This is a genomic window from Pseudonocardia sp. KRD291 (genome assembly GCF_019263595.1).
GTDB lineage: Bacteria > Actinomycetota > Actinomycetes > Mycobacteriales > Pseudonocardiaceae > Pseudonocardia.
On the sequence record NZ_JADQDD010000003.1, the window covers coordinates 14,330 to 34,519 of the forward strand.

Sequence of the window (20,190 nt, forward strand, 5' to 3'; positions counted from 1 at the left end):
TCGGCGCCGCGGGCTGCCGGAACTACAGCGAGGGCCCGACCGGAAGGAACGCGTCGGCGTGAAACCGGTCCTCGGGCAGACCTGCCTTCCGTGTGAGCGTCGAGAACGCGGAGTCGGTCATGGCCTGGCTGCCGCAGGCGTAGACCTCGTGTCCGGTCAGGTCCGGGTTCTCGGCCAGGGCAACGTCCTGCACCCATCCGGTGGCACCGGTCCAGCCGGCCGTCGGGCGGGACAGTACGGGCGTCACGGTGAGCCAGTTGTGGCGCTGCGCCCACCGGCGGGCCCGGTCGAGTAAGTAGAGGTCCTGTTCGGTCTGCCCACCCCAGTACAGGTGGATCGGTCGGGTGCCCCGTCTCGCGATCTGGTCGCGAACCAGCGAGGCGACCGGTGCGAACCCGGTGCCGGTGGCCAGCAGGACCAGCGGGTCGGGGGACCGGTCGACCGTGACGTCACCGAACGGGGTCTCGACGGTGAGCAGGTCGCCCGGGCGTAGCGCGCCCACGAGTCGCTCGGAGAACCGGCCTCCGGGCTCGGTGCGCACGTGTAGCTCGGCCAGGTCGTTGTCCCGTGGCGGGTTGGCCATCGAGTAGGGACGGGTGTCGCCGTCGGGCAGGTGCACCATCAGGTACTGGCCCGCCCGGAACGGTGTTCGCCGTCCGATCGGGAAGCGCAGCTCCAGCACTGTGATCCGGGGAGCGGGCATGTGGGCGCGGTAGATCTTGGTGGTCAGTGTCCGGCGGGCCGGAGGTGTGCTGTCGGCGATGCGACGCGGTCGGATCTCCACCGGTCCCCGTGGCACGGCTTGGCAGAGCAGGACGTCCGGGGTCGGTCCGTGCACGGTGCCGGTGGTCCGGAGGTCGACCTGGCCACGCTCGAGGTCGCCGAGGCAGCTGTGGCAGGCGCCCTTGCGGCAGGAGTACGGGATCGCCCAGCCGGCGTCCTCGGCGGCTTCGAGGATTGTCGCGCCCTGCGGGCAGTCGAACGTGATGTCGGTGCCGGTCACGGTGATCGTCGGGTTCATCGGGGTGCGGCCTCCGGTACCTGCTCGGGCTGCGTGGGGTCGAGTACGTGCAGGGCGCGGACGACGGCGGTCGGGTCGGCCCGACCGGTCCCGGCGATATCGAATGCGGTGCCGTGTCCGACGCTGCAGAACGGCACCCCGGCGCCCACGGTCATCGCGACGGCACTCCGGCCGGCGAGCAGCTTGACCGGGATGTGGCCCTGGTCGTGGTAGATGGCGACGTAGCCGGCGTGCTCGCCGCCGCCGAGCAGCACGTCGGCCCCGACCGGCCCGTCGACCGGTAGACCCTCGGCCCGCAGGGTGGCCACGGCCGGGATGGTGACCCGCTCGTCGTCGGCCCCGAACAGGCCACCCTCGCCGGCGTGGGGGTTGATGCCGAACACGCCGATCCGCGCCGTGTCGGTGCCCCCGAGTGCCTCGTGGAGGACTCGCGCCGCGTCGGCGACGAGCTCGGGGGTCAGGCGCCCCAGCGCGTCGGCCAGCCGCTCGTGCAGCGTGGCGTGCACGATCCGCAGCCCGCCCCCGGCCAGTAGGAGGAACACCCGCTCGGGTGGGGCCCCGGTCAGCTGCGCGACCAGTGGCGGGTAGCCGCGGAAGGCGATCCCCGCTGCGTGTACGGCGGTCTCCGAGTGCGGGCAGGCGACGACGGCGCGGTAGCCGCCGCGCTGTGCCTCGCGTACGGCGGCGGTGACGTAGGCGATGGTGGCCGCGCCCGCCGCGGCGCTGATCTCGCCCGGTCGATGTGCTCCGGCCGGCAGCGCCCCGACGTCGAGGAGGTCGACGAGGTCGCCCCCGCCTACGGTTCCGGGCACGTGGTCGCGGACGGTGAGTCGGGCTCTGGTGCTGTCGATCGCGGTCTCGACCACCGCTCGGTCCCCGACCAGGACCGGCGCGGCGGCCGGGTCCCCGATCCAGGACCGCGCCGCGGCGACGGCGATCTCCGGGCCGATGCCGTTCGGGTCGCCGATGCTCAGCAGTGTCCGGGCACCGGACACGGTCGCGGTGGCGGTCACAGGGGGAGCGCCAGCAGCGTGTCGGTTTCCGAACTGTCGCAGACGACCACCCGACTGCGCAGCAACGCCGTCGGGCCGTCGATGAGATAACGGTCCAGGTAGCGGCCACTGGCGAACAGGTCCATCGGGCCATCGCCGGTGATCCGTACGACCAGGAACGGCGTCTCGCTTTCGACCTCGATACCGCCCCCGGTGGGGGACTCGGTGTCGGACTCACGAAGGATCGCGGGCTGGCCGATGATGTGCCGGTAGCTCTGCCGTTCGTAGATGTTGGCCTCGCGCAGTGCCGACACCCGGTCGGTCAGCATCCCCCGGGTGTCGGCCCACATCAGGCCGGCGGGGAGCCCGCGGCGGTGGTTGTCCGCGGTGGTGATCCGGTAGTGGCAGGTCTCGGTGAAGAAGTCCGGCCACTCCTCGAGGCGGTCGTCGTCGATGCAGCGGACGTAGTGGGCCTGGGCCCGGCCGATCGCCACCGTGACGTCCGTCCCGGTGCGTGTTGCCGGCCGCGTTCCGGTCTCTGTCACTGGTCCTCCAGGGTGAACCCCATGCCGTCGCGGTAGGCCTTCCAGAAGCCGCGTACGGACGCCTCGGTGACCCGGCTCTCGCTGGAGACGGCTTGGTCGCCGCCCATCTGCAGCGTCGCGAACTCGTGCCCGGCGCCGGCGATCCCGCGTTGGACGAAGCCGCCGATGCAGCCGTCCTCCATCGAGACGTAGCCGGCCGGGCCGACCAGGTTGGACTGCTTGAGCCGGGTCAGGCGCTGCGCCTCGGTGTCACTGTCGAAGCCGAGGTAGGTCCAGTTCAGTGTCGTCGAGTCCACCGCGCGGGGCAGGATCTGCCGGACGGCGACCGAGTTCTGGATCTGCTGGAGCACGAAGCCGGGGAACACCGAGAGAATCTGCAGCGTCACGTCGTCGCCGACCTCACTGAACCCGTCGAGCATGCTCGGGTCGACCAGCGAGTACTCGCTCTCCGAGCGGATGTTCTGCTGGCTGTAGTCGGCGTCGGTGTCCGCGGTCCGGTCGATCGCGGAGTAGCTCACATGGTGCCCGCCGGACTCGTCGACGATGATCCCGCCGCGCTGGGAGAGCTTGTTGATCCCGAATGTGGTGAAGAACAGGTGCAGGATGCTCGCGTGGTAGGAGTCCTTGACGTTCTCCACGTAGAGCTTCCAGTTGTTGGGCAGCTTCTGGGTGAAGCGGCCGAGCACCACCGGGGTGCGTCCGCCGAGAACCCGGTCGATCTTCTCCAGGACCTGCTCGCCGAGGTACTCCTCGATTCCCGGGACGTCGTTGGACAGGCTGCCGAACACGAGCCCGTTCACCGTCGCCAGTCGCAGCTTGCGTGGCCCGTGCGCGGACAGGCAGAACTCCGGCGGCATCCCGCCCTTGCCCCCGATGCCGTCCTGGAACGCGACCGCGGTGAGGTCGCCCTGCAGGTTGTAGGTCCAGGCGTGGTAGACGCAGGTGAAGTCCTTGGCGTGGCCGTGATCGGCCATCGCGATCAGGGCGCCGCGGTGCGCGCACCGGTTCTCGAACGCATACACCTCGCCGTCGACGTCGCGGGTCACCAGTACCGGCTGTTCACCGATAAAGGTGGTGCAGTAGTCACCGGGCTGCGCCAGCTCGGCCTCGAGGCACAGGTAGCTCCAGTACGGCCCGTGGAACAGGCGGTCGTGTTCGGCGCGCAGAACGTCCTCGTCCTGGAACGCCCAGTACGGGACCTGGCTCAAGGACGTCGGCCACAGTCGATCGGCCAATGGTGGTGCGGTGGGCCCGTTGAGGCGGTCCATTGGTCCTCCGTTCGTTCGGATAGCAATCTTGGATAAGGCGCGGCCCGTGTGGTGCGCGGCGGCCTGGGATCGACGCGGGCCTAGCTCTCGCCGGACCCCGGTTGCTGGCTGACGGACGTCCCGGGCTCCGCGTCGGCGCCCCGACCGCGGAGCGCGAAGACCGCGACGGCTGCCAGCAGCATCGGTACGGCGAGGGCGAGGAACAGGGCGCTGTAGGCCCACTGGGCCGCGATGGCGAGCCCCACCACGATCGGGCCGAGAATGCCGCCGATTCGGCCGATGCCCAACGCCCAGCCCACACCGGTGGAGCGCATGTGCGCCGGATAGAAGACCGATGCGAAGGCGATGACGCTCTTCTGACCGCCGGACACGCAGCATCCGGCGAGGAAGTTCGCAGTCAGGAGCACCCAGAGCGGCGCGGACAGCGCCAGCCCCATCGCGCCGACGAAGACGAACCCGACGAGGTAGAGCACGGTGAGCGTGCGCGCCGCCCCGAGCCGGTCCATCGCCGGGCCGGTGATCAACGCGGCGGCGATCCCGCCCACGGTGGTCAGTGTCGTCGCTGCGACCACGGCGCTGGTCGGGTAGCGCAGGTCCTCCAGGATGGTCGGCAGCCAGCTCTGCAGGGCGTAGAACTCCGCGAGGTTGATCACGAACACCACCCAGAGCAGCAGCGTCCCGAGGAACCAGCGCCGCGTGAACAGGCTCGAGACCGGCGAGCGTCGCGTCTGGCCGTCGGCCGGGAACGTGTTCTCGACCGTGATGCCGGACCGCAGGGCCGGGTCGAGTCGAGTCAGCGTCGGTTCCACCGACCGTCCCCGTCGTAGATCGAACGCGAGCGACTCGGGAAGGAAACGCAGCAGCAGGGGCACGAGTACCAGCGGAACCAACCCGCCGACCAGGAACAACGAGCGCCAGCCGTACGCGGGAATCAGCGTGCCCGCCGCGAGGCCGGCCACCACGAACCCGAGTGAGAACCCGCAGTAGATGACCAAGACGAACGTGGCGCGCAGCCGCTTGGGGGCGAACTCGCTGGCCAGCGCGATCGCGCTCGGTGCGGTGGCTCCGAGTCCGACTCCGGTGAGAAAGCGCAGCACCAGCAGCGGGCCCACCGAGTCCACGGCCATCGACGCCAGCGTGAACACGCTGAACATGGCGGTGGACACAACGACAACCCGCTTGTGCCCGAAGCGATCCGACAGCGGAGAAAGCGCCAGATATCCGACCATGAGCCCGACCAGAGCGGAGGAGAACACGGGTCCGAGCGCTGCGGAGGACAGTCCCCATTCACGCGCGATCGCCGGTGCCATGTAGCTGATCGCCTGGGTGTCGAAACCGTCGATGAACATGATCAGCCCACAGAGGGCGAGCACGCCGTACTGGAACCGGCCGACGGGCCGGTCGTCGATGAAGCCCGGTAGCCGGACCGTGGTGCTGGGGCTGCTGTCCAGCGACATGATCTACCTCGATGTATTCGATGCCGGGAGGCGGTCCGGACGCAGGTCCACGTCTGGGTTGACACGGCCTCGGTCTGTTCGTATAACGAACATATGGCCGCAACGCGAACAGAAGAACCCAGTGACGACGACGCTGTCAAGAACGCTCCGGCCGGGCGCGGTCCGGAGGGGATGGCCGGGCTGGCCAAAGGTCTGGCGGTCATGGAGGCCTTCGGCCGGACGTCATCGCAGCTCACGGTGTCCGAAGCCGCCGACGCGACGGGCACCACGCGCGCCGCCGCACGGCGCTGCCTGCTGACCCTCGTCGAACTCGGCTACCTGACCCACGACGGGAAGCACTTCCGCCCGACACCACGGATGCTCCGCCTCGGAGCGTCCTATCTCGACGCCGACCCGCTGCCGGCCCTGGCGCAGCCGCACCTGGTCGCGGCGCGCGACGAGCTCGACGAGTCGGCGTCACTGGCGGTGTGGGAGGACGGCTGGGCGGTGTTCGTCGCCCGCGCCGAGACCCAGCACATCGTCTCCACCGGCGTTCGGCTCGGGGCCAGACTGCCGGGCTACTGCTCGGCGACCGGGAGGGTGCTGCTCGCCGCCGAGACCGACGAGACGGTCGCCGAGCATCTGCAGATCCTCGCGCGGCCCGCGCGGCCCGCGCGGACCCCGCACACCGTCACCGCCCCTGCCGAGCTCGCCGCCGTGGTCTCCCGCGCGCGGGAGGACGGCTACGCGGTCACCGACGAGGAACTTGCCCTCGGCATGCGGGCGCTGGCCGTACCCGTGATCAACAGCCGAGGCCGGACCGTCGCGGCGATGAGCGTCAGCGCCTCGACCGGACGAGTGTCGATGGAGGAGATGCTCGCGCGGTTTCGGCCCGTGCTCGTTGGGCACGCGCGGCGTCTGTCCCGCAAGCTCTGACCCCGGTCAGCTGCCTCAGCGGTCGGTACGCCGACGGCAGGGGAGTCGGGCGACACCGCGGAAGACGTCGAGGGTACGAGTCGGCCAGCTCGGGAGGTGAGGGCCGAGAGGGTCTGTTGATCATTGAGGACGGCATACCCGTGACGCGTCGGCGTCGGTCCGGCTTCGCCGCCGGTACTTCAGCGGTGCCTCCGATTCCGCCCGGAGCGCCCGCAACCGGCTCGATCATGCGACGAGGTGGGCCGACCGGGTCTACCCGGGGATCGCCACGGCGTTGCTCCCCCTTGATCGAAGGCGCAGCGTCCCGGCTCTGCTCGTCCGGACCGGAGCCCCGGGGTCAGCCGCGCGTGTCGCGCTCGGTCCGTTCTCGACGGAGCCGATCGAGGTCGTCGCCGGCGAGCGCGGTCCAGAACCTCAGTGCGGCGTGTTCCATCTCCAGGCCCAGCTCGAGAGTGATCATGCGGGTCTCTGCCCACTCTTCGCAGCCGCGCCGGGTGAGCATGTCCTCGTAGTCGGCGATCCGTTCCTCGTGTTGGCGAACCTGCTCTCCGGCGAGCTTGCCGACATCGCATGGGGAACCGGTCTCGTTGGCGCGGCCGGTGTGCAGCTGCGGTCAGACCGCCTCCTCTTTCGTCCTCTCGATGTCCTCGGCCCCCGTACGCCCGGAAGTTCACAGGTCAGGTGATCTGCGAGAACGGGATCGTGATTGGTCGCCGTACATCCTCCGGGCGCGTCGCCGGCGCCATTCGCCCGTGCGATCCGCCTCCCGGCTCCGGGCGGGCGGCCGGGCGCTCGGAGCCGAGGGGGCGGGGCTTGCTTCTCATACAATACGAAACGTATGGTCTGAAACAGACTACGACGAGGGGGTCCGATGGACCTGGTGACGACACTGCGGTGGGCAGCTGAGCGCCACCCCGACCGCCCCGCGGTCAGGGGTACCGGAAGGCACCTCTCCTACCGCGAGTGGGACGCGCGGACCGACCGGCTGGCGGGCGCCCTACGCAGCTTGGGTGTGGGGCCGGGGGAGCGCGTGGGCCTGGTGATGCACGGGGGCGAGCAGCTCGCGAGCCTGCACCTGGCCGTGCAGAAGCTTCGTGCGGTCTCGGTGCCCCTCTCGACCCGCTTCGGGGCCGAGGAGCTCGGGTACTGCCTGGGCGACGCCGACGCCCGCCTGGTGATCGCCGATCCTGCGCACGCCGAGCGCGTCGCCGCTGCGGGCATGAGCGAGGTGCTGCACGAGGTGGCAGCCGTCGACGAGCTGGCGGCCCGCCTGGACGACCCGGTCTGCGTCGTCCCGGACGACACGGATCTCAGCGTCATGCTCTACACCTCCGGTACGACGGGGAAGCCGAAGGGAGTTCCGCGCACGCACCGTGCCGAGCACCGCTCCGCTGTCGCGCACGTGATGCAGACCAGGCAACGTCAGGGGGTCGCGGCCCTCGGTGTGATGCCGCTGTTCCACACGATGGGCCTGCGCACCCTGCTCGCCTCCATCATCGTCGGCGGCACGTGGGTGGGGCAGCCCGCGTTCGACGCCGAGGAGTCGATGCAGCTGGTCCTCGACGAGAACGTCGGCTCCCTCTACCTGGTGCCGACGATCTACTGGTCGCTGCTGCGCACCGGCCGGCTCGGAGAGGCCCGGGCGCTCGACAACCTGGCCTACGCCGGTGCCGCCATGACCCCGTCGCTCGCCGAGAAGCTGGTCGAGCAGGTCGCACCGGCCTCGTTCGTCAACCACTTCGGCTCGACCGAGATCTACACCTTCACCATCGGACCCGACGTCGCCGCCAAGCCGGGTTGCGCGGGCCGCGCGGGGATGTTCTCCCGGGTGCGGCTGATCGCCCCCGACGCCGGCGCCCCCGTCGACGAGGAGGTCGAGCGCGGAAAACAGGGCCAGGTGATCGTTTCGATGGCCTCGCCCGAGGCGTTCGGCGGCTACTGGCAGCGGCCGGACGCGAACACCAAGGCCATCCGGGACGGTTGGTACCACACCGGTGACCTGGCCATCGCCGACGAGGACGGCGACCTCTGGGTCTCCGGCCGCACCGACGACATGATCAATTCTGGCGGCGAGAACATCTACCCGGACGAGATCGAGTCCGTCCTGGCGCGCTGCCCCGGGATCGACGACGTCTGCGTGGTCGGGCTCCCCGACGAGCGCTGGGGGCACGCGGTGACCGCGTTCGTGGTGCCCGTCCGCGGCGCCGACCCGCTGGCCACGGCCGACCAGGCGCTGGCCTACGCGCGCCAGCACCTGCCCTCGCTGAAGCGGCCGAAGCGGGTGATCGCCGTGGACTCGGTCCCGCGATCCGGCGTCGGGAAGACGCTGCGCCGCACGCTCGTCGCCGGCGAGTACGACCCGAAGGGAGAAGCGCGTGCCTGACGGCGCCGAGAACTGGGTCCCGAGCCGGGACGAGGACGCCGCGCTGGTCACCGGCCGCGGTGCGTTCCTGGACGACCTCGATCCGCTGCCCGGCACGCTGGTCGCCGCCGTCGTGCGATCCACCCGCCCGCATGCCCGGTTGCGGTCGGTCGATCTGTCCCGGGCCCGTGCCCACCCGGGGGTGGCAGCGGTGATCGGCCCGGAGGAGGTGCGCGCCGCGCTGCGACCGTTTCCGCTGTCCACCGGCGCGGTCATGCCGTACCTGCCGACCGGTGTCGACAAGGTGCGCTTCGTCGGTGAGCCGATCGCCGTCGTCGTCGCGTCCGACCGGTACGTCGCCGAGGACGCCGCCGAGCTGGTCGCCGTGGAGTACGACGAGCTGGGCGCCGTCACCGAGGCGCGTGCGGCGCTGGAGCCGGACGCACCGCTGCTGCACGAGGATGCCGGGTCCAACGTCGCCACCGACCGCACCTTCTCGTTCGGCCCGGTGGAGGAACGGTTCCGCGATGCCGCGCACGTGGTGACCGGCAGGTACGACTTCCCGCGCTACTCGTCGGTGCCGATGGAGTGTTACTCGGTCATCGCGCACTGGACCGAGGGCAACGACGGGCCGTACGTCGAGTCCTGGGCGAACTTCCACGGGCCGTTCTCCATGGTGCCGGTGATGGCCGGCGCGCTCGGGATACCGACGTCACGGGTGCGGTTGCACGTGCCCGCCGACATCGGCGGCAGCTTCGGGATCAAGGCCGGGATCTACCCCTACGTGGTGCTGATGGCGCTCGCGTCGAAGCACGCCGGGACCCCGGTCCGATGGACCGAGGACCGCGTCGAGCACCTGATGGCCAGCTCCACCGGCGCCGACCGGGCGATGACCTTCGCCGCGGCCGTCGACGCGGACGGCACCGTCACGGCCCTGCGTACCGACCTGATCGACAACGTCGGCGCCTACCTGCGCCCGCCGGAGCCCTCCACGCTCTACCGCTGCTACGGCAACATGACCGGGCCGTACCGGATCGACGCGGTCGAGATCCGGGCCCGCGCGGCGGTCACGAACACGATGCCGACCGGGCTGAACCGCGGCTTCGGCGGCCAGCAGCTCTACTTCGGACTGGAGCGGTTGATGGACGCGGTCGCCGCGGCGACCGGCCTGGACGTCGTCGAGGTGCGTCGGCGGAACCTGATCACGTCGTTCCCGCACGAGACCCCGACCGGTGGGGTGTACGACTCCGGCGACTACGCCGCGGCGTTGGACCTCGTCGTGAAGAACGCCGACCTGCCCGAGCTGGAGCGCCGGCGCGAGGAGGCCCGGACCGAGGGCGCCTTCTACGGCATCGGCACCGCGCTCGTCGTCGACCCGTCCGGTACCAACATCGGCTACGTCGGCCTGGCCACCCCCTCCGAGGACCGCAAGCCGGGGCGGGACAAGTCCGGCTCGACCGAGCACGTCCGGATGTCGGTGGACCTGCAGGGGATCGTGACCGTGATGCTGGGGTCGGTCCCGCAGGGCCAGGGGCACGCCACGGTGGCGCGGAAGGTTGCGGCGCAACGGCTCGGGCTCCCGCTCGCGCAGGTCCGGACGGTCGTCGACATGGACACCGCGACGACCCCGTGGACGGTCACCTCCGGGTCGTACTCCTCACGCTTCGCGCCGCTCGTCACGAGCGCGGTCGTCGCCGCGGCGGACACCATCGCCGCCACCGTGAAGGCGGCAGGGGCGACGCTGCTGGAACAGGCCGACCCTGCCGAGCTCACCCTCGCCGACGGGAAGGTCGTCCACCCGGACGGCCGCTCGGTCGCCTTCCGGCACGCGGCGGGGGTCGTGCACTGGGACCCGGCGTCGCTGCCCGACGGCGTTCCTGCGCGCCTGTATGCGGAGGCCGAGTTCTCCCCGCGGGAGACCCGGGCCGCCACCGCGGACGACCGGATCAACTCCTCGCTCTGCTACGGCTTCGTGGCCGAGATCGTCGCGGTGCGGATCGACCCGGACACCCTCGAGATCGCTGTCGACCGGGTGTCCTCGGTCCACGATGCCGGCACCATCCTCGACCAGACCCTGCTCGACGGGCAGGTGTACGGCGCCCTCGTGCACGGTCTCGGCGGTGCCGCCTACGAGGAGTTCACGCACGCAGAGTCCGGTCAGCCGACCTCGGCGACCTTCCTCGACTACCTGTGCCCGACCAGCGCCGAGGCCGGGTTCGACCTGCGTACCGACCACGTGGTGACTCCGTCGCCGCTGACTCCGCTCGGCGCCAAGGGCTGCGGCGAGGGGTCGGCCATGAGTTTCCCGGTGGCCTACGCCAACGCCGTCGCCGACGCGCTGGCGCCGCTCGGGATCGCTATCACCCGCCTGCCGCTGCACGGCGAGGTACTCCACCAGATGCTCACCGAGAAGGAGAACTCCTGACATGGCACTCACCGGCGGCGACGTCGTCCTCGAGCGCGGGCACGACGGGCGGGTCGCCTACCTGACCCTGTCCCACGGGAAGTACACGGTCGTCACGATGGGCATGCGCCGGCTGGTCGCCGAGCGGTTCGCCGAGATCGACCGGGACCCGCAGATCCGGGTCGTGGTGGTCCGCTCGGACGGCGAGCACTTCACCTCCGGCGGCGACATCGCCGGGTTCATGGAGGTCGACCCGATCGACCTCACCGACCTCGGTCACGACGTCACCGCTGCGGCCCGCAGCACCAAGCCGGTGATCGCCGCGATCGACGGCTACTGCTTCGGCGTCGGGCTGGAGATGGTGCTGTCCTGCGACATCCGTCTCGGCACCCCCCGTACCCAGCTCGCGCTGCCCGAGATGAACCTCGGCATGATCCCCGGCTCCGGCGGTACCCAGCGTCTGGCCCGGCTGATCGGGCTGTCCCGGGCGAAGTTCCACATCATGACCGCGACGCGGATCAAAGCCGAGCAGGCGTTGGACTGGGGCCTGCTGGCCGGCCTGTCCGACGACCGCGACGCGCTGTACTCGGACGTCGACGCTCTGGCGCAGAAGATGGCCGGCTTCTCCCCGGCCGCGCTGCGCACGGCCAAGGAGGTGCTCGACCGCGGAGTCGACGGGCCCCTCTACACCGGCATCGAGCTGGAGCGGAAGGCGTACTCGATGCTGCGGGCGACCGAGGACTTCGCCGAGGGCGTCAAGGCGTTCGGGGAGAAGCGTGCGCCGAACTTCACGGGCCGCTGATGAAGGCCGCACCGTTCGCCTACGTCCGCCCCGGCCGGCTCGAGGACGTGCTCGACGAGCTGGCCGGCGGGGACGGCAAGGTACTGGCCGGTGGCCAGTCGTTGGTGCCGGTCCTCGCGATGCGGCTGGGCCGCCCGGACACCCTGGTCGACATCACGGCCGTGCCCGAACTGGCCTCCTCCACATCTGACGAGGACGGCTACCGGGTCGGCGCGGCGGTGCGGCAGCGCGCGGTCGAGCACGACCGTGCCTCCCGCGCGGTCCCGCTGATCGGGATGGCCATGCCGTTCGTCGGGCACCGGGAGCTGCGGAGCCGCGGCACGGTGTGCGGCAGCCTCGCGCACGCCGACCCGGCCGCCGAGCTACCCGCCATCGCGTGTTGCCTCGAGGCGACGGTCGAGCTGGCCGGCCCGGCCGGACGGCGGAGGATGCCGGCCGAGGAGTTCGTGACCGGTGCGATGAGCACCGCGGCCGGCCCGGAGGACGTCGTCGTCTCGGTGACGTTCCCCCTCGCCCGTCCCGGCGAGGGGTTCGGGTTCGCCGAGCTCGCCCGGCGGCACGGCGACTTCGCGCTCGCCGGCGTGGCCACCCGGGTCCGGGTCGGCGGCGACGGCGCCGTGACCGACGCCCGGCTGACCGGGTTCGGGATCTCCGACCGGGCCGTGACCCGGAACGTCACGTCGCTGCTGACCGAGCACGAGGGCGATCTGCGCCCGGCCACCGCGGCGCTCGCCGACGCGGTCGTCGACACCGGAGGGGACACGCACGGCTCCACCGGCTATCGACGCCGGCTGTTCGGCGTGCTCGCCGCCCGCGAGCTGTCCCGCGCGCTGCACCGCGCGCGAAACCGGAAAGAGGGTTCATGACCACGGTCGAGCCGAAGCGGACGAGTCCCGCGGAGCCACGGGCCCGGGTGGCCGCCGACGAGACCGCCGGGATCACGATGACGGTGAACGGCACCGAGACCACGGTCACCGTGCCGCCCCGGGCGCACCTCGGTGACGTGCTGCGTGAGCAGCTCGGTCTCACCGGCACCCACCTCGGCTGCGAGCACGGCGTCTGCGGCATGTGCACCGTCCTCGTCGACGGCGAGGCAGCCCGGGCCTGCCTGATGTTCGCGGTGCAGTGCGAGGGCTCGGAGATCGTGACCGTCGAGGGCCTGGGCACGCCCGACGACCAGCACCCGCTGCAGCAGGCGTTCTCCGCACATCACGGGCTGCAGTGCGGGTTCTGCACTCCCGGGATGCTCATGAGCAGCTACGACCTGCTCGCGAACACCCCGGACCTCGAGAGCGACGACCTCCCCGAGCACATGTCCGGCGTGCTCTGCCGGTGCACCGGTTACCGCGGCATCCTCGCGGCCGTCGACGACGTGCGGCAGACCTACCCGGACGGTGTCCCCGAGCCACGGGCGTGCGGCGCGCACACCCTGGTCGGGCGGGCCTCGGCGGGCGGGACCGGAACCGCCGCGGCCGAGGCGGACGTCCCGGAGGCGGCGCTCCCGCAGGAGGTGCGGCTCCCGTCCGGGCCACCGTCGGCGGTCGTCGACGTGACCAGCCGGCTCCACTCGCCCGTCGAACGGGTGTGGGCGGTGCTCGACGACTTCGACCTGCTCGCTCGCTGCCTGCCCGGGGCCCGGCTGATCGAGGTGCTCGACGGTGACCGGTACCGCGGGCGCGCCGTCGTCGCGCTCGGCCCGGTGAAGCTGTCCTTCGACGGCCTCGCGCAGGTCGTCGAGCGCGACCCGCGGGAGCACCGGCTGCGGTTCCACGCCCAGGGCGCCGACGCCGGCGGCAGCGCCACCCAGGCCGACGTCGTGCTGGGTGTGCAGGCCGAGCCGGGCGGCGGCACGACGGTTCTGACCGCACACGCCGACGTCCATCTCACCGGCCGGGTCGCGCAGTTCGGCCGGGCGTTGGCCGGGGACGTGTCACGCCGCATGTTCGAGCAGTTCGCGGCCGGCGTCGACGAGGCCGCGGAGACCGGCTCGGTCACCGAACCCGGCCGGGGTGCGCAGCTCCGCCTGGTGCTGGGGACCGTCCGGGACACCGTCCGCGCGCTCACCCGCCGTGGGCTCGCCGGCGCCCGCACGCTGTGGCGCCGGTAGTCGCCCCGCTCCCCAGTCCGGTAAGTGATCGCGAGGAGGCGACACGATGACCGCACCCACCGACGAGCCCGCCGAGGGCCTGGCCCCCGTCGAGTACATCGCCGGCCCGGAACCGCGGCCGCCCCGCCGGATCGAGCCGGGCCCCGGGATCCGGTCGGGGCTGCGCGACCTGCCCCGGCGGCTGAACCCCGCGACGATCGGCGCCGGGGTGGTCGCGGCCGTGTTCGGCTGCACCGGCCCTGCGCTGATCGTGATCGACGGCGCCGCCGCGAACGGACTGGCCGGCGAGGTGATCTCGTCGTGGATCTTCGGGATCTACGTGTTCGGGGGATTGATCTCTCTGATCCTCGCGCTGCGCTACCGGATGCCGGTCGTCGGCGCGTACTCGATCCCGGGTGCGGTCCTCGTGGTCGGGGCGCTGGCGACGTTCCCGTTCTCCGCCGTTGTCGGGGCGTTTCTCGTCGCGGGACTCATCGTGCTCGTACTCGGGTTGTCCGGGCTGATCGGCACGGTGTCCCGGTGGCTGCCGCAACCGATCGTGATGGCGATGATCGCCGGGGCACTGATCCGGTTCGGTACCGGGGTGGTGACGGCGGCCGAATCCGCGCCGTGGATCGTCGGGGCCGCGGTGGCCGGGTTCCTGCTGCTGTCGCGGTTCGTCCCGGCAGTACCCGGGGCGCTGGGCGCACTGCTGGCAGGGTTGGTCGCCGCCGTGGTGACGGGTGGGTTCGCCGCGCAGGCCACCGCCGTGGACGGCTGGACGGCGCCGATTCTCGTGGCCCCGACATTCGACGTCGGCGCGATCCTGGCCGTCGGGATCCCGCTCGCGGTTCTCGTGATCGCCGCGGAGAACGCCCAGGCCTACGGCGTGCTGCTCAGCCAGGGCTACCGGCCACCGATCAACGCGATGACGGTCGCCAGCGGCGTCGGCGGGCTGCTGGCTCCGCTGACGGGCGGCCACAACGCCAACGTCGCCGGCCCCATGACAGCGATCTGCTCGGGCCCGCAGGCCGGACCGGACCCCGACGCCCGGTACGCCGCGAGCGTCGTGAACGGACTGCTGTTCGTCGCGTTCGGCGTGCTCGCCGGGTTCGCCGTCACCGCGGTCACGGCGCTGCCGACCGAGCTGGTGTCGGTGGTCGCGGGGCTCGCGATGATCGGTGTGCTGGTCTCGTCGTTCCGTGGCGCGTTCGGCGACGGACGCTTCCGGACCGGCGCGCTGACGGCGCTGGTGGTGGCGATGAGCGGGGTCGCGCCGCTGGGGGTCTCCAGCCCGTTCTGGGCGCTCGTCGCCGGCGTCGCGATGTCGGCGGTGCTCGAGCCGGGCGACTTCCGGACCGGGGCCGAGGCCGTGTGAGCGTTCGGTCCTGCACTACGCCGGGTGGGCTCGGATCGGGTCCGGGCGAGCGGGCCTCGAATGCCGGCCGGACGGCCACGGCTGCGTGCTCACGGGGAAAACGCGAACAGGGCGCGGGCGGTATCGATGTACTCTCTTGCCCGAACGACCTTGCCGTCCTTGAATTCGAACGCGAAATGATAGACCTGATTGAGGGTCTTTCCGTTGGCGAGGAGAGCGTTCGATGTTGCCTCCACGGAGGCGTTGGCGTCATCTGCAATGACGCTGGTCACTGCCACATGTATTCCATGTGGAAGTGAGTCGTGGAATCTCCTCATATGTTCGATGAATGCGGGCTTTGCCATGTCACCGGAGACCGGGAAGGTGTCGGCGTCCGCCATGACGGTCCATACTGCGTCCTCGTGGAGAACGTCAAACGCGCTAGAGCTGCCGTTCGTTCCTAGCCCCTCGACCAGCTGCCTGACGGAAGCTCTGTTCTGATCGGTTATCATCTTTTTCTCCGGTATCTGGCAGGTCTGGTACGAGAGTGCCTGTCTACGCGCCGTCAGTCTACTGTCGAGGCTCACGCGCTGATTCGTGAGCCGTTGGTCGACTGGGGAGCCACCCACGAAACGGGTCGATTGTTTTCGTAACCGGCCATCGCGGTCGGCGCCCGCTGTTGAAGGCCGGACTCGCGGGCCTTCTTCTGCGGCGCCCGGACCGGTAGGACTGCCTTCTCGCTCGGCTGCCCCGGCGCCGACCACACCGATCAAGACCCACCCAACGACACCGAGATCACGTCGGTGGTTTCGGGCTCAGCGGTCACTCGGCGCGACGACCGCCTCGGGACGAAACTCCGGCGGTGCCTGCCGCAGCCCCCTGGTGATCACGCACAGGTACACGACGCCCAGCACCAGCCAGCTCGATCCCAGCACGATTGCGGTGCTGCTGAGCCTGGTCATCAGGTAGATGTCGACCGCCGCCCCGGCCACAGGCAGTGCGACCCAACGCCAGGCCGGCATCGGCCGGTCGCCGTGCCGGTAGCGGACCCAGGCGGCGATCACGCAGATGTTGACCACGGTGAAGGCGAGGAAGGCACCGAAGTTGATGAACGACGTGGCGGTTTCCAGCGACAACCACATCGCGAGCATGCCCGCCGCGCCGATCAGCAACAGGTTGAACAGCGGGGTTCGGAACCGGGGGTGCAGGTAGCCGAACGCCTTGCGCGGGAGCACGCCATCGCGGCCCATCACGAACATCAGCCGGCTGGTGCTCGCCTGGATCGCGACGCAGGATGCGAAGCCTCCGATCAGCGTCATCACGTTGACGACGTCTGCGAACCATTGGCCGCCCACGGCTTGGGCGACCGCATACCCCGCCGTCGACTCGTCCGCGAACACACCTCCCGGGTGCACCCACTGCATGAGCAGTGAGATCACGAAGAAGATGCCGCCGCCCACGAGGACCGTCAGGATGATGCCCCGTGGCACGGTGCGCTCGGCATCGTGCACCTCCTCGCTCAGCGTGCTCACGGCGTCGAATCCGAGGAACGAGTACGCCGCGATCGCCGCGGCGGCGGTCACCGCACCGATCGACGTCGCCGGATTCCACAGCGCGGCGGCTCCGTGGGCGGCGGGTGTGCTGCCGATCTGGTGCACGCACACGACGACCAGGACGAGGAGTGCCGCCGCCGTGACCGCGAGCAGCACCTTGTTCACCCGGTCGGCGATGACGATCCCGAGTGCGTTGACCAGGGTGGTGATCGCGATGTTCACGATCAACCAGCCCCACACGGGCAGTATCGGGAATTGCACGTTCATGTACAGCGACTGGATCAGCCACGCGACCATGGGTAGGAAGAAGTAGTCCAGGAGGATCGCCCAGCCCGCCAGGAAGCCGATCCGGGAGTCGAGGAGCTTGCGGGCGTAGGTGTAGACCGAGCCGGAGGCCGGGAACGCGCGGGCAAGCTTGGCGTAGCTCAGCGCGGTGAGGGCCATGGCCAGGGTGGCGAACAGGTAGGCGGAGGGGGCGGCGCCGTACGAGGTCGCCGCGATGACCCCGAAGGTCGACACGACGATGGCCGGTGCCATGTAGGCCAGGCCGAACACGACGACCGAGGCGAGGTTCAGCTTGGGGACGAGCTGGCCGCTGGGCTCGGACATGCTCACTTCCGTCCTTCGATGTGGCGGGCGGCGCCGCGGCCGGCACCCCACGAGCCGGGGTCGATCCTCCCGGCGTAGAGGGGGAGGTCGAGGGGAACGTCGTCGGGGCGGAACTGCTGCCAGAGACGGTTGAGGCCGGCCGTCCCGTAGCGACGCACACGGTCCGCCTCGTCGAGATCCAGAACGTCGGTCAGCACGCATGATTCGGCGCTGGGCGCCTCCACCCGGACCCGTCCCTCGGGATCGACCAGCAGGCTGCGGCCCAGCGCCGTGGGCGCCGCTGCGTTGACGCTGGCGACGAACACCTGGTTGGTGATGGCGGTCGCGCGGGCGAGGACGAGCTCTTGGTCCCGGTCGATCGTGTCCGTCTGTACGACGTTGATGATCATGTCGGCGCCGAGCCAGGCGAGATGGCGAGCGACCTCGGGGAACCACGCGTCATAGCAGATCGACAGGCCGACCCGGCCGTGGTCGCCGAGGTCCGCGACCACGAACTCCCCTCCCGGGGTGCAGGTCTCGTAGGGCCGCCAGGGGAAGATCTTGCGGTAGGCGGCCACCCGGCCCTCCGCCGGCGAGTACACCACGGCCGTGTTGTGCACGCGGCCGTCGTCTCCGCGCTCGTAGACGCTGCCGGGGACCAGCCAGATGCCGAGCTCGGCGGCGAGTTCGGCGAGGGCGTCGTTCCGGGGGCCCTCGAGTGGCTCGGCGAGTTCGTCAGGGGTCGTCAGGGGGTCCGTGGTCGGCCGGGCGCCCGCCGTCGTCGTCGGTCCGCACAGGTGTAGCTCAGGGAGCACGACGAGGCGGACGGCTGGGCGGGCCCGGGCGAGACGCCGGATCGAGTCGAGGAAGCCCTCGAGGTCATCGGCGGGTCGCGCTGGTGCCTGGACCAACGCGAGAGGCAGGGGTACGGCCATGGCAGCGGCCCTTCGTGTGTGACATTAATTAAACAAACTTTAGATAATGCACGGTGCGACGTCAACGCCCTCCGAACCTGTGACAGGATCGGGCCATGGCCCGACCGCGTGACCAGGCGGCGAGGCGCGCCCAGCTGGTGGAGGCGGCCGCGCAGGCTGTCCTGGAGCGTGGCGCCACGAACGCCCGCCTTCGGGACATCGCCGAGCACGCCGGGGTCACGCCCGCCTCGGTCCTGTACTACTACCCCGATGTCGGCGAACTCCTCGCCGCGGTCTTCGAGCAGGGCACACGTGTCTACATCCTCCGACGCAGGACGGCGACCGACGCCGCAACCGGAGCCCGGGCCAAGCTCGCGGCGTGCATCCATGCCGGTGTCCCGTTTCCCGGCGAGGCGGAGTCGGCGAGCCGACTGCTCTACGAACTGCTGCCGGTGACCTTCCGCAACGAGGCCGCCAGCAGTCAGCAGCAGGATTTCGTCGCTGCGCAGCAGCGGCTCTACGAGCAGGTACTTGTCGCGGGCCAGGACGACGGTACGTTCCGGCTGACCTCCTCGGCGGGATTCGTCGCGCGCAGTCTCGTCGCCCTCGAGGACGGCTACGGCATCGACGTCCTGTCGGGAGCAGCCACTGCTCACGAGGTCGAGCGGCGGTTGCTGCACCATGCAACCCTGATGACCGGTCTGAAGAGCGACACTCTCCGATAATTGACGTCCACAGGACGTCAGCACAGCCCACAGTTCAGCACGGAACTCGACGGTCTGCCGCGGCCGGAAGTCGTCCTGGCTGACGTCGGGCCCGCATAGCTGGTGTCAGGGTAGGGGCCAGGTGCAGGTCGACGGGGACACCCGCGATTTCGGAAACGGCCCGATCGACCTCGCCAGGGCGCGGGCTCAGGTTCCGCTGATGCCCGCAGTCGCCGCGTCGAGGACGTCCCGCAACTGAGAGCGCGCAGTGATCCCGAGCTTGGGAAACGCCCGGTACAGATGCGAGCTCACGGTGCGGGGAAAGAGGAAGAGGTTCTCGCGATCTCCCTGTGATCATCCTGATCGACAGCGGTGTTATCTCATGCCGCAGCGCGACTTCGAGTACTGGAAGCCGGAGAACCTCCCTAACACGGTGTTCGGCCGGGGCAACCAGAACGTCTACGAGGACAGCATCGACCCGGTGATCGAGGCGGGACTCGTCGAGACGTGGGACGAGTCCCGCACCATCGACTCCAATCTCCGCCTGGAGCTCGCACCCGGGCACACCCCGGGCGACTCGATCGTCCACCTGGAGTTCGCCGGCGATCGCGCGATCTTCGCGGGCGATCTCCTGCACGGTGCCATCCAGATTAACGAGCCGCACATCAACAGCTGCTTCGAGGAGGACGAGGACGGCGCCCGCGCAGCCGGGCACGGATGTTCGCGCCCGCCGCCGAGCACAACGCGCTCGTGCTCCCTGCGCACCTGCCCGGACACGGCGCGTTCGAACTGCGCCGCGCCGGAGCCGGCTACGAGATCGCCGCCTGGGCGCCGTTCTCCCGCACCTGACCGGGCACGCATCGGCCCGCCTGCGCAACGAGAGGAACCACATGACCACCGAGCCCGGCTCCGAGTTCACCTACACCGTGCTCGGCTCCGTGCCCGTCCCGATCGTCCGGTTGCACTGGACGTTCAGCTCCTACGGCTCCGGGACTCTGGTGGCACAGACCTGGCAGCTGATCGCCGCTGATCCGGTACCGGGCAGCACCGACCGCGACCTCGACGACCTGCGGTACGCCACGATCGCCAGTGTCGAGGCGACCCTCGTCTCCCTGGCGAGCTGGATCGCCGACCGCCCGGCAGGCTGACCTCGAGCCGCGGCCGCGACGTTGGTCTCCGTGCCGGTCACACGGCGCGAGGCTCGCAGGATCGCTCGGACGGA

General features: G+C 70.6%; 19 protein-coding genes and 1 pseudogene. 11 read left to right on the forward strand and 9 right to left on the reverse strand.

The genetic code is table 11. The annotated features are described in order from the left end of the window. Window positions 1-22: 22 nt before the first annotated feature. From I4I78_RS01235 to I4I78_RS01255, 5 genes are all read right to left on the reverse strand, one after another. Window positions 23-1,021: a 2Fe-2S iron-sulfur cluster-binding protein gene (locus I4I78_RS01235; RefSeq protein ID WP_218609276.1), complete on the reverse strand. Its 999-nt coding sequence runs from the start codon at window positions 1,019-1,021 to the stop codon at window positions 23-25. Beyond that, on the reverse strand, window positions 1,018-2,034 hold the full coding sequence (locus I4I78_RS01240) for a 4-hydroxythreonine-4-phosphate dehydrogenase PdxA (protein WP_308251837.1): 1,017 nt from the start codon (window positions 2,032-2,034) through the stop codon (window positions 1,018-1,020). Before I4I78_RS01240 ends, I4I78_RS01235 begins: the two co-directional genes overlap by 4 nt. Then, window positions 2,031-2,507 (reverse strand): nuclear transport factor 2 family protein, encoded by a 477-nt coding sequence (locus I4I78_RS01245; RefSeq protein ID WP_218609277.1) that lies wholly within the window; start codon window positions 2,505-2,507, stop codon window positions 2,031-2,033. Before I4I78_RS01245 ends, I4I78_RS01240 begins: the two co-directional genes overlap by 4 nt. Before the next feature lie 47 nt (window positions 2,508-2,554). Beyond that, window positions 2,555-3,826, reverse strand: a complete 1,272-nt coding sequence (locus tag I4I78_RS01250; protein ID WP_218609278.1) for an aromatic ring-hydroxylating dioxygenase subunit alpha — start codon at window positions 3,824-3,826, stop codon at window positions 2,555-2,557. An 80-nt stretch (window positions 3,827-3,906) separates the two neighbouring features. Next, window positions 3,907-5,283, reverse strand: coding sequence for an MFS transporter (locus tag I4I78_RS01255; protein ID WP_218609279.1), 1,377 nt, complete (start codon window positions 5,281-5,283; stop codon window positions 3,907-3,909). Between the two features lie 93 nt (window positions 5,284-5,376). Between I4I78_RS01255 and I4I78_RS01260 the strand changes: the two genes are divergently transcribed. Next, window positions 5,377-6,198, forward strand: a complete 822-nt coding sequence (locus I4I78_RS01260; protein WP_218609280.1) for an IclR family transcriptional regulator C-terminal domain-containing protein — start codon at window positions 5,377-5,379, stop codon at window positions 6,196-6,198. A gap of 337 nt (window positions 6,199-6,535) precedes the next feature. Here the strand turns inward: I4I78_RS01260 and I4I78_RS33265 are convergent, their stop codons facing one another. Then, window positions 6,536-6,658, reverse strand: a complete 123-nt coding sequence (locus tag I4I78_RS33265; RefSeq protein WP_255567046.1) for a hypothetical protein — start codon at window positions 6,656-6,658, stop codon at window positions 6,536-6,538. Window positions 6,659-7,069: 411 nt separating this feature from the next. Between I4I78_RS33265 and I4I78_RS01270 the strand changes: the two genes are divergently transcribed. The 6 genes from I4I78_RS01270 to I4I78_RS01295 are packed head-to-tail and all read left to right on the forward strand — an operon-like array spanning window position 7,070 to window position 15,230. After that, a complete protein-coding gene (locus I4I78_RS01270; protein ID WP_218609281.1) occupies window positions 7,070-8,581 on the forward strand; it encodes a class I adenylate-forming enzyme family protein in 1,512 nt (503 codons plus the stop codon). Next, window positions 8,574-10,985, forward strand: a complete 2,412-nt coding sequence (locus I4I78_RS01275; RefSeq protein ID WP_218609282.1) for a xanthine dehydrogenase family protein molybdopterin-binding subunit — start codon at window positions 8,574-8,576, stop codon at window positions 10,983-10,985. Before I4I78_RS01270 ends, I4I78_RS01275 begins: the two co-directional genes overlap by 8 nt. 1 nt (window position 10,986) lies before the next feature. Next, complete coding sequence (locus I4I78_RS01280; RefSeq protein ID WP_218609283.1) at window positions 10,987-11,766, forward strand: enoyl-CoA hydratase/isomerase family protein; 780 nt, start codon at window positions 10,987-10,989, stop codon at window positions 11,764-11,766. Next, window positions 11,766-12,632: a xanthine dehydrogenase family protein subunit M gene (locus tag I4I78_RS01285; RefSeq protein WP_218609284.1), complete on the forward strand. Its 867-nt coding sequence runs from the start codon at window positions 11,766-11,768 to the stop codon at window positions 12,630-12,632. The genes I4I78_RS01280 and I4I78_RS01285 overlap by 1 nt, the downstream gene beginning before the upstream one ends. Further along, entirely contained in the window at window positions 12,629-13,873 is a 1,245-nt protein-coding gene (locus I4I78_RS01290) for a 2Fe-2S iron-sulfur cluster-binding protein (RefSeq protein WP_218609285.1), read from the forward strand. The genes I4I78_RS01285 and I4I78_RS01290 overlap by 4 nt, the downstream gene beginning before the upstream one ends. Window positions 13,874-13,919: 46 nt before the next feature. After that, window positions 13,920-15,230, forward strand: a complete 1,311-nt coding sequence (locus I4I78_RS01295) for a benzoate/H(+) symporter BenE family transporter (RefSeq protein WP_218609286.1) — start codon at window positions 13,920-13,922, stop codon at window positions 15,228-15,230. 89 nt (window positions 15,231-15,319) lie between these two features. On the opposite strand, the gene I4I78_RS01300 is transcribed toward I4I78_RS01295, so the two are convergent. From I4I78_RS01300 to I4I78_RS01310, 3 genes are all read right to left on the reverse strand, one after another. Next, a complete protein-coding gene (locus tag I4I78_RS01300) occupies window positions 15,320-15,796 on the reverse strand; it encodes a nuclear transport factor 2 family protein (protein WP_218609287.1) in 477 nt (158 codons plus the stop codon). A gap of 228 nt (window positions 15,797-16,024) precedes the next feature. Continuing rightward, the gene (locus I4I78_RS01305; protein WP_218609288.1) at window positions 16,025-17,371 is read right to left on the reverse strand and encodes an APC family permease; all 1,347 of its coding nucleotides are present in this window, start codon (window positions 17,369-17,371) and stop codon (window positions 16,025-16,027) included. 2 nt (window positions 17,372-17,373) lie between these two features. Then, window positions 17,374-18,285: a carbon-nitrogen hydrolase family protein gene (locus I4I78_RS01310; protein ID WP_218609289.1), complete on the reverse strand. Its 912-nt coding sequence runs from the start codon at window positions 18,283-18,285 to the stop codon at window positions 17,374-17,376. 95 nt (window positions 18,286-18,380) lie between these two features. On the opposite strand from I4I78_RS01310, the gene I4I78_RS01315 reads away from it, so the two are divergent. The 4 genes and pseudogenes from I4I78_RS01315 (at window position 18,381) to I4I78_RS32450 (ending at window position 20,116) form a co-directional block, all read left to right on the forward strand. After that, on the forward strand, window positions 18,381-18,989 hold the full coding sequence (locus I4I78_RS01315; protein ID WP_218609290.1) for a TetR/AcrR family transcriptional regulator: 609 nt from the start codon (window positions 18,381-18,383) through the stop codon (window positions 18,987-18,989). 361 nt (window positions 18,990-19,350) lie between these two features. Continuing rightward, window positions 19,351-19,620, forward strand: a pseudogene (locus tag I4I78_RS34100) (MBL fold metallo-hydrolase); the annotation flags it as partial. 65 nt (window positions 19,621-19,685) lie between these two features. Continuing rightward, the gene (locus I4I78_RS33270) at window positions 19,686-19,817 is read left to right on the forward strand and encodes a hypothetical protein (RefSeq protein ID WP_255567047.1); all 132 of its coding nucleotides are present in this window, start codon (window positions 19,686-19,688) and stop codon (window positions 19,815-19,817) included. Between the two features lie 41 nt (window positions 19,818-19,858). Continuing rightward, window positions 19,859-20,116, forward strand: a complete 258-nt coding sequence (locus I4I78_RS32450; protein WP_226378912.1) for a hypothetical protein — start codon at window positions 19,859-19,861, stop codon at window positions 20,114-20,116. The last annotated feature ends 74 nt before the right edge of the window (window positions 20,117-20,190 follow it).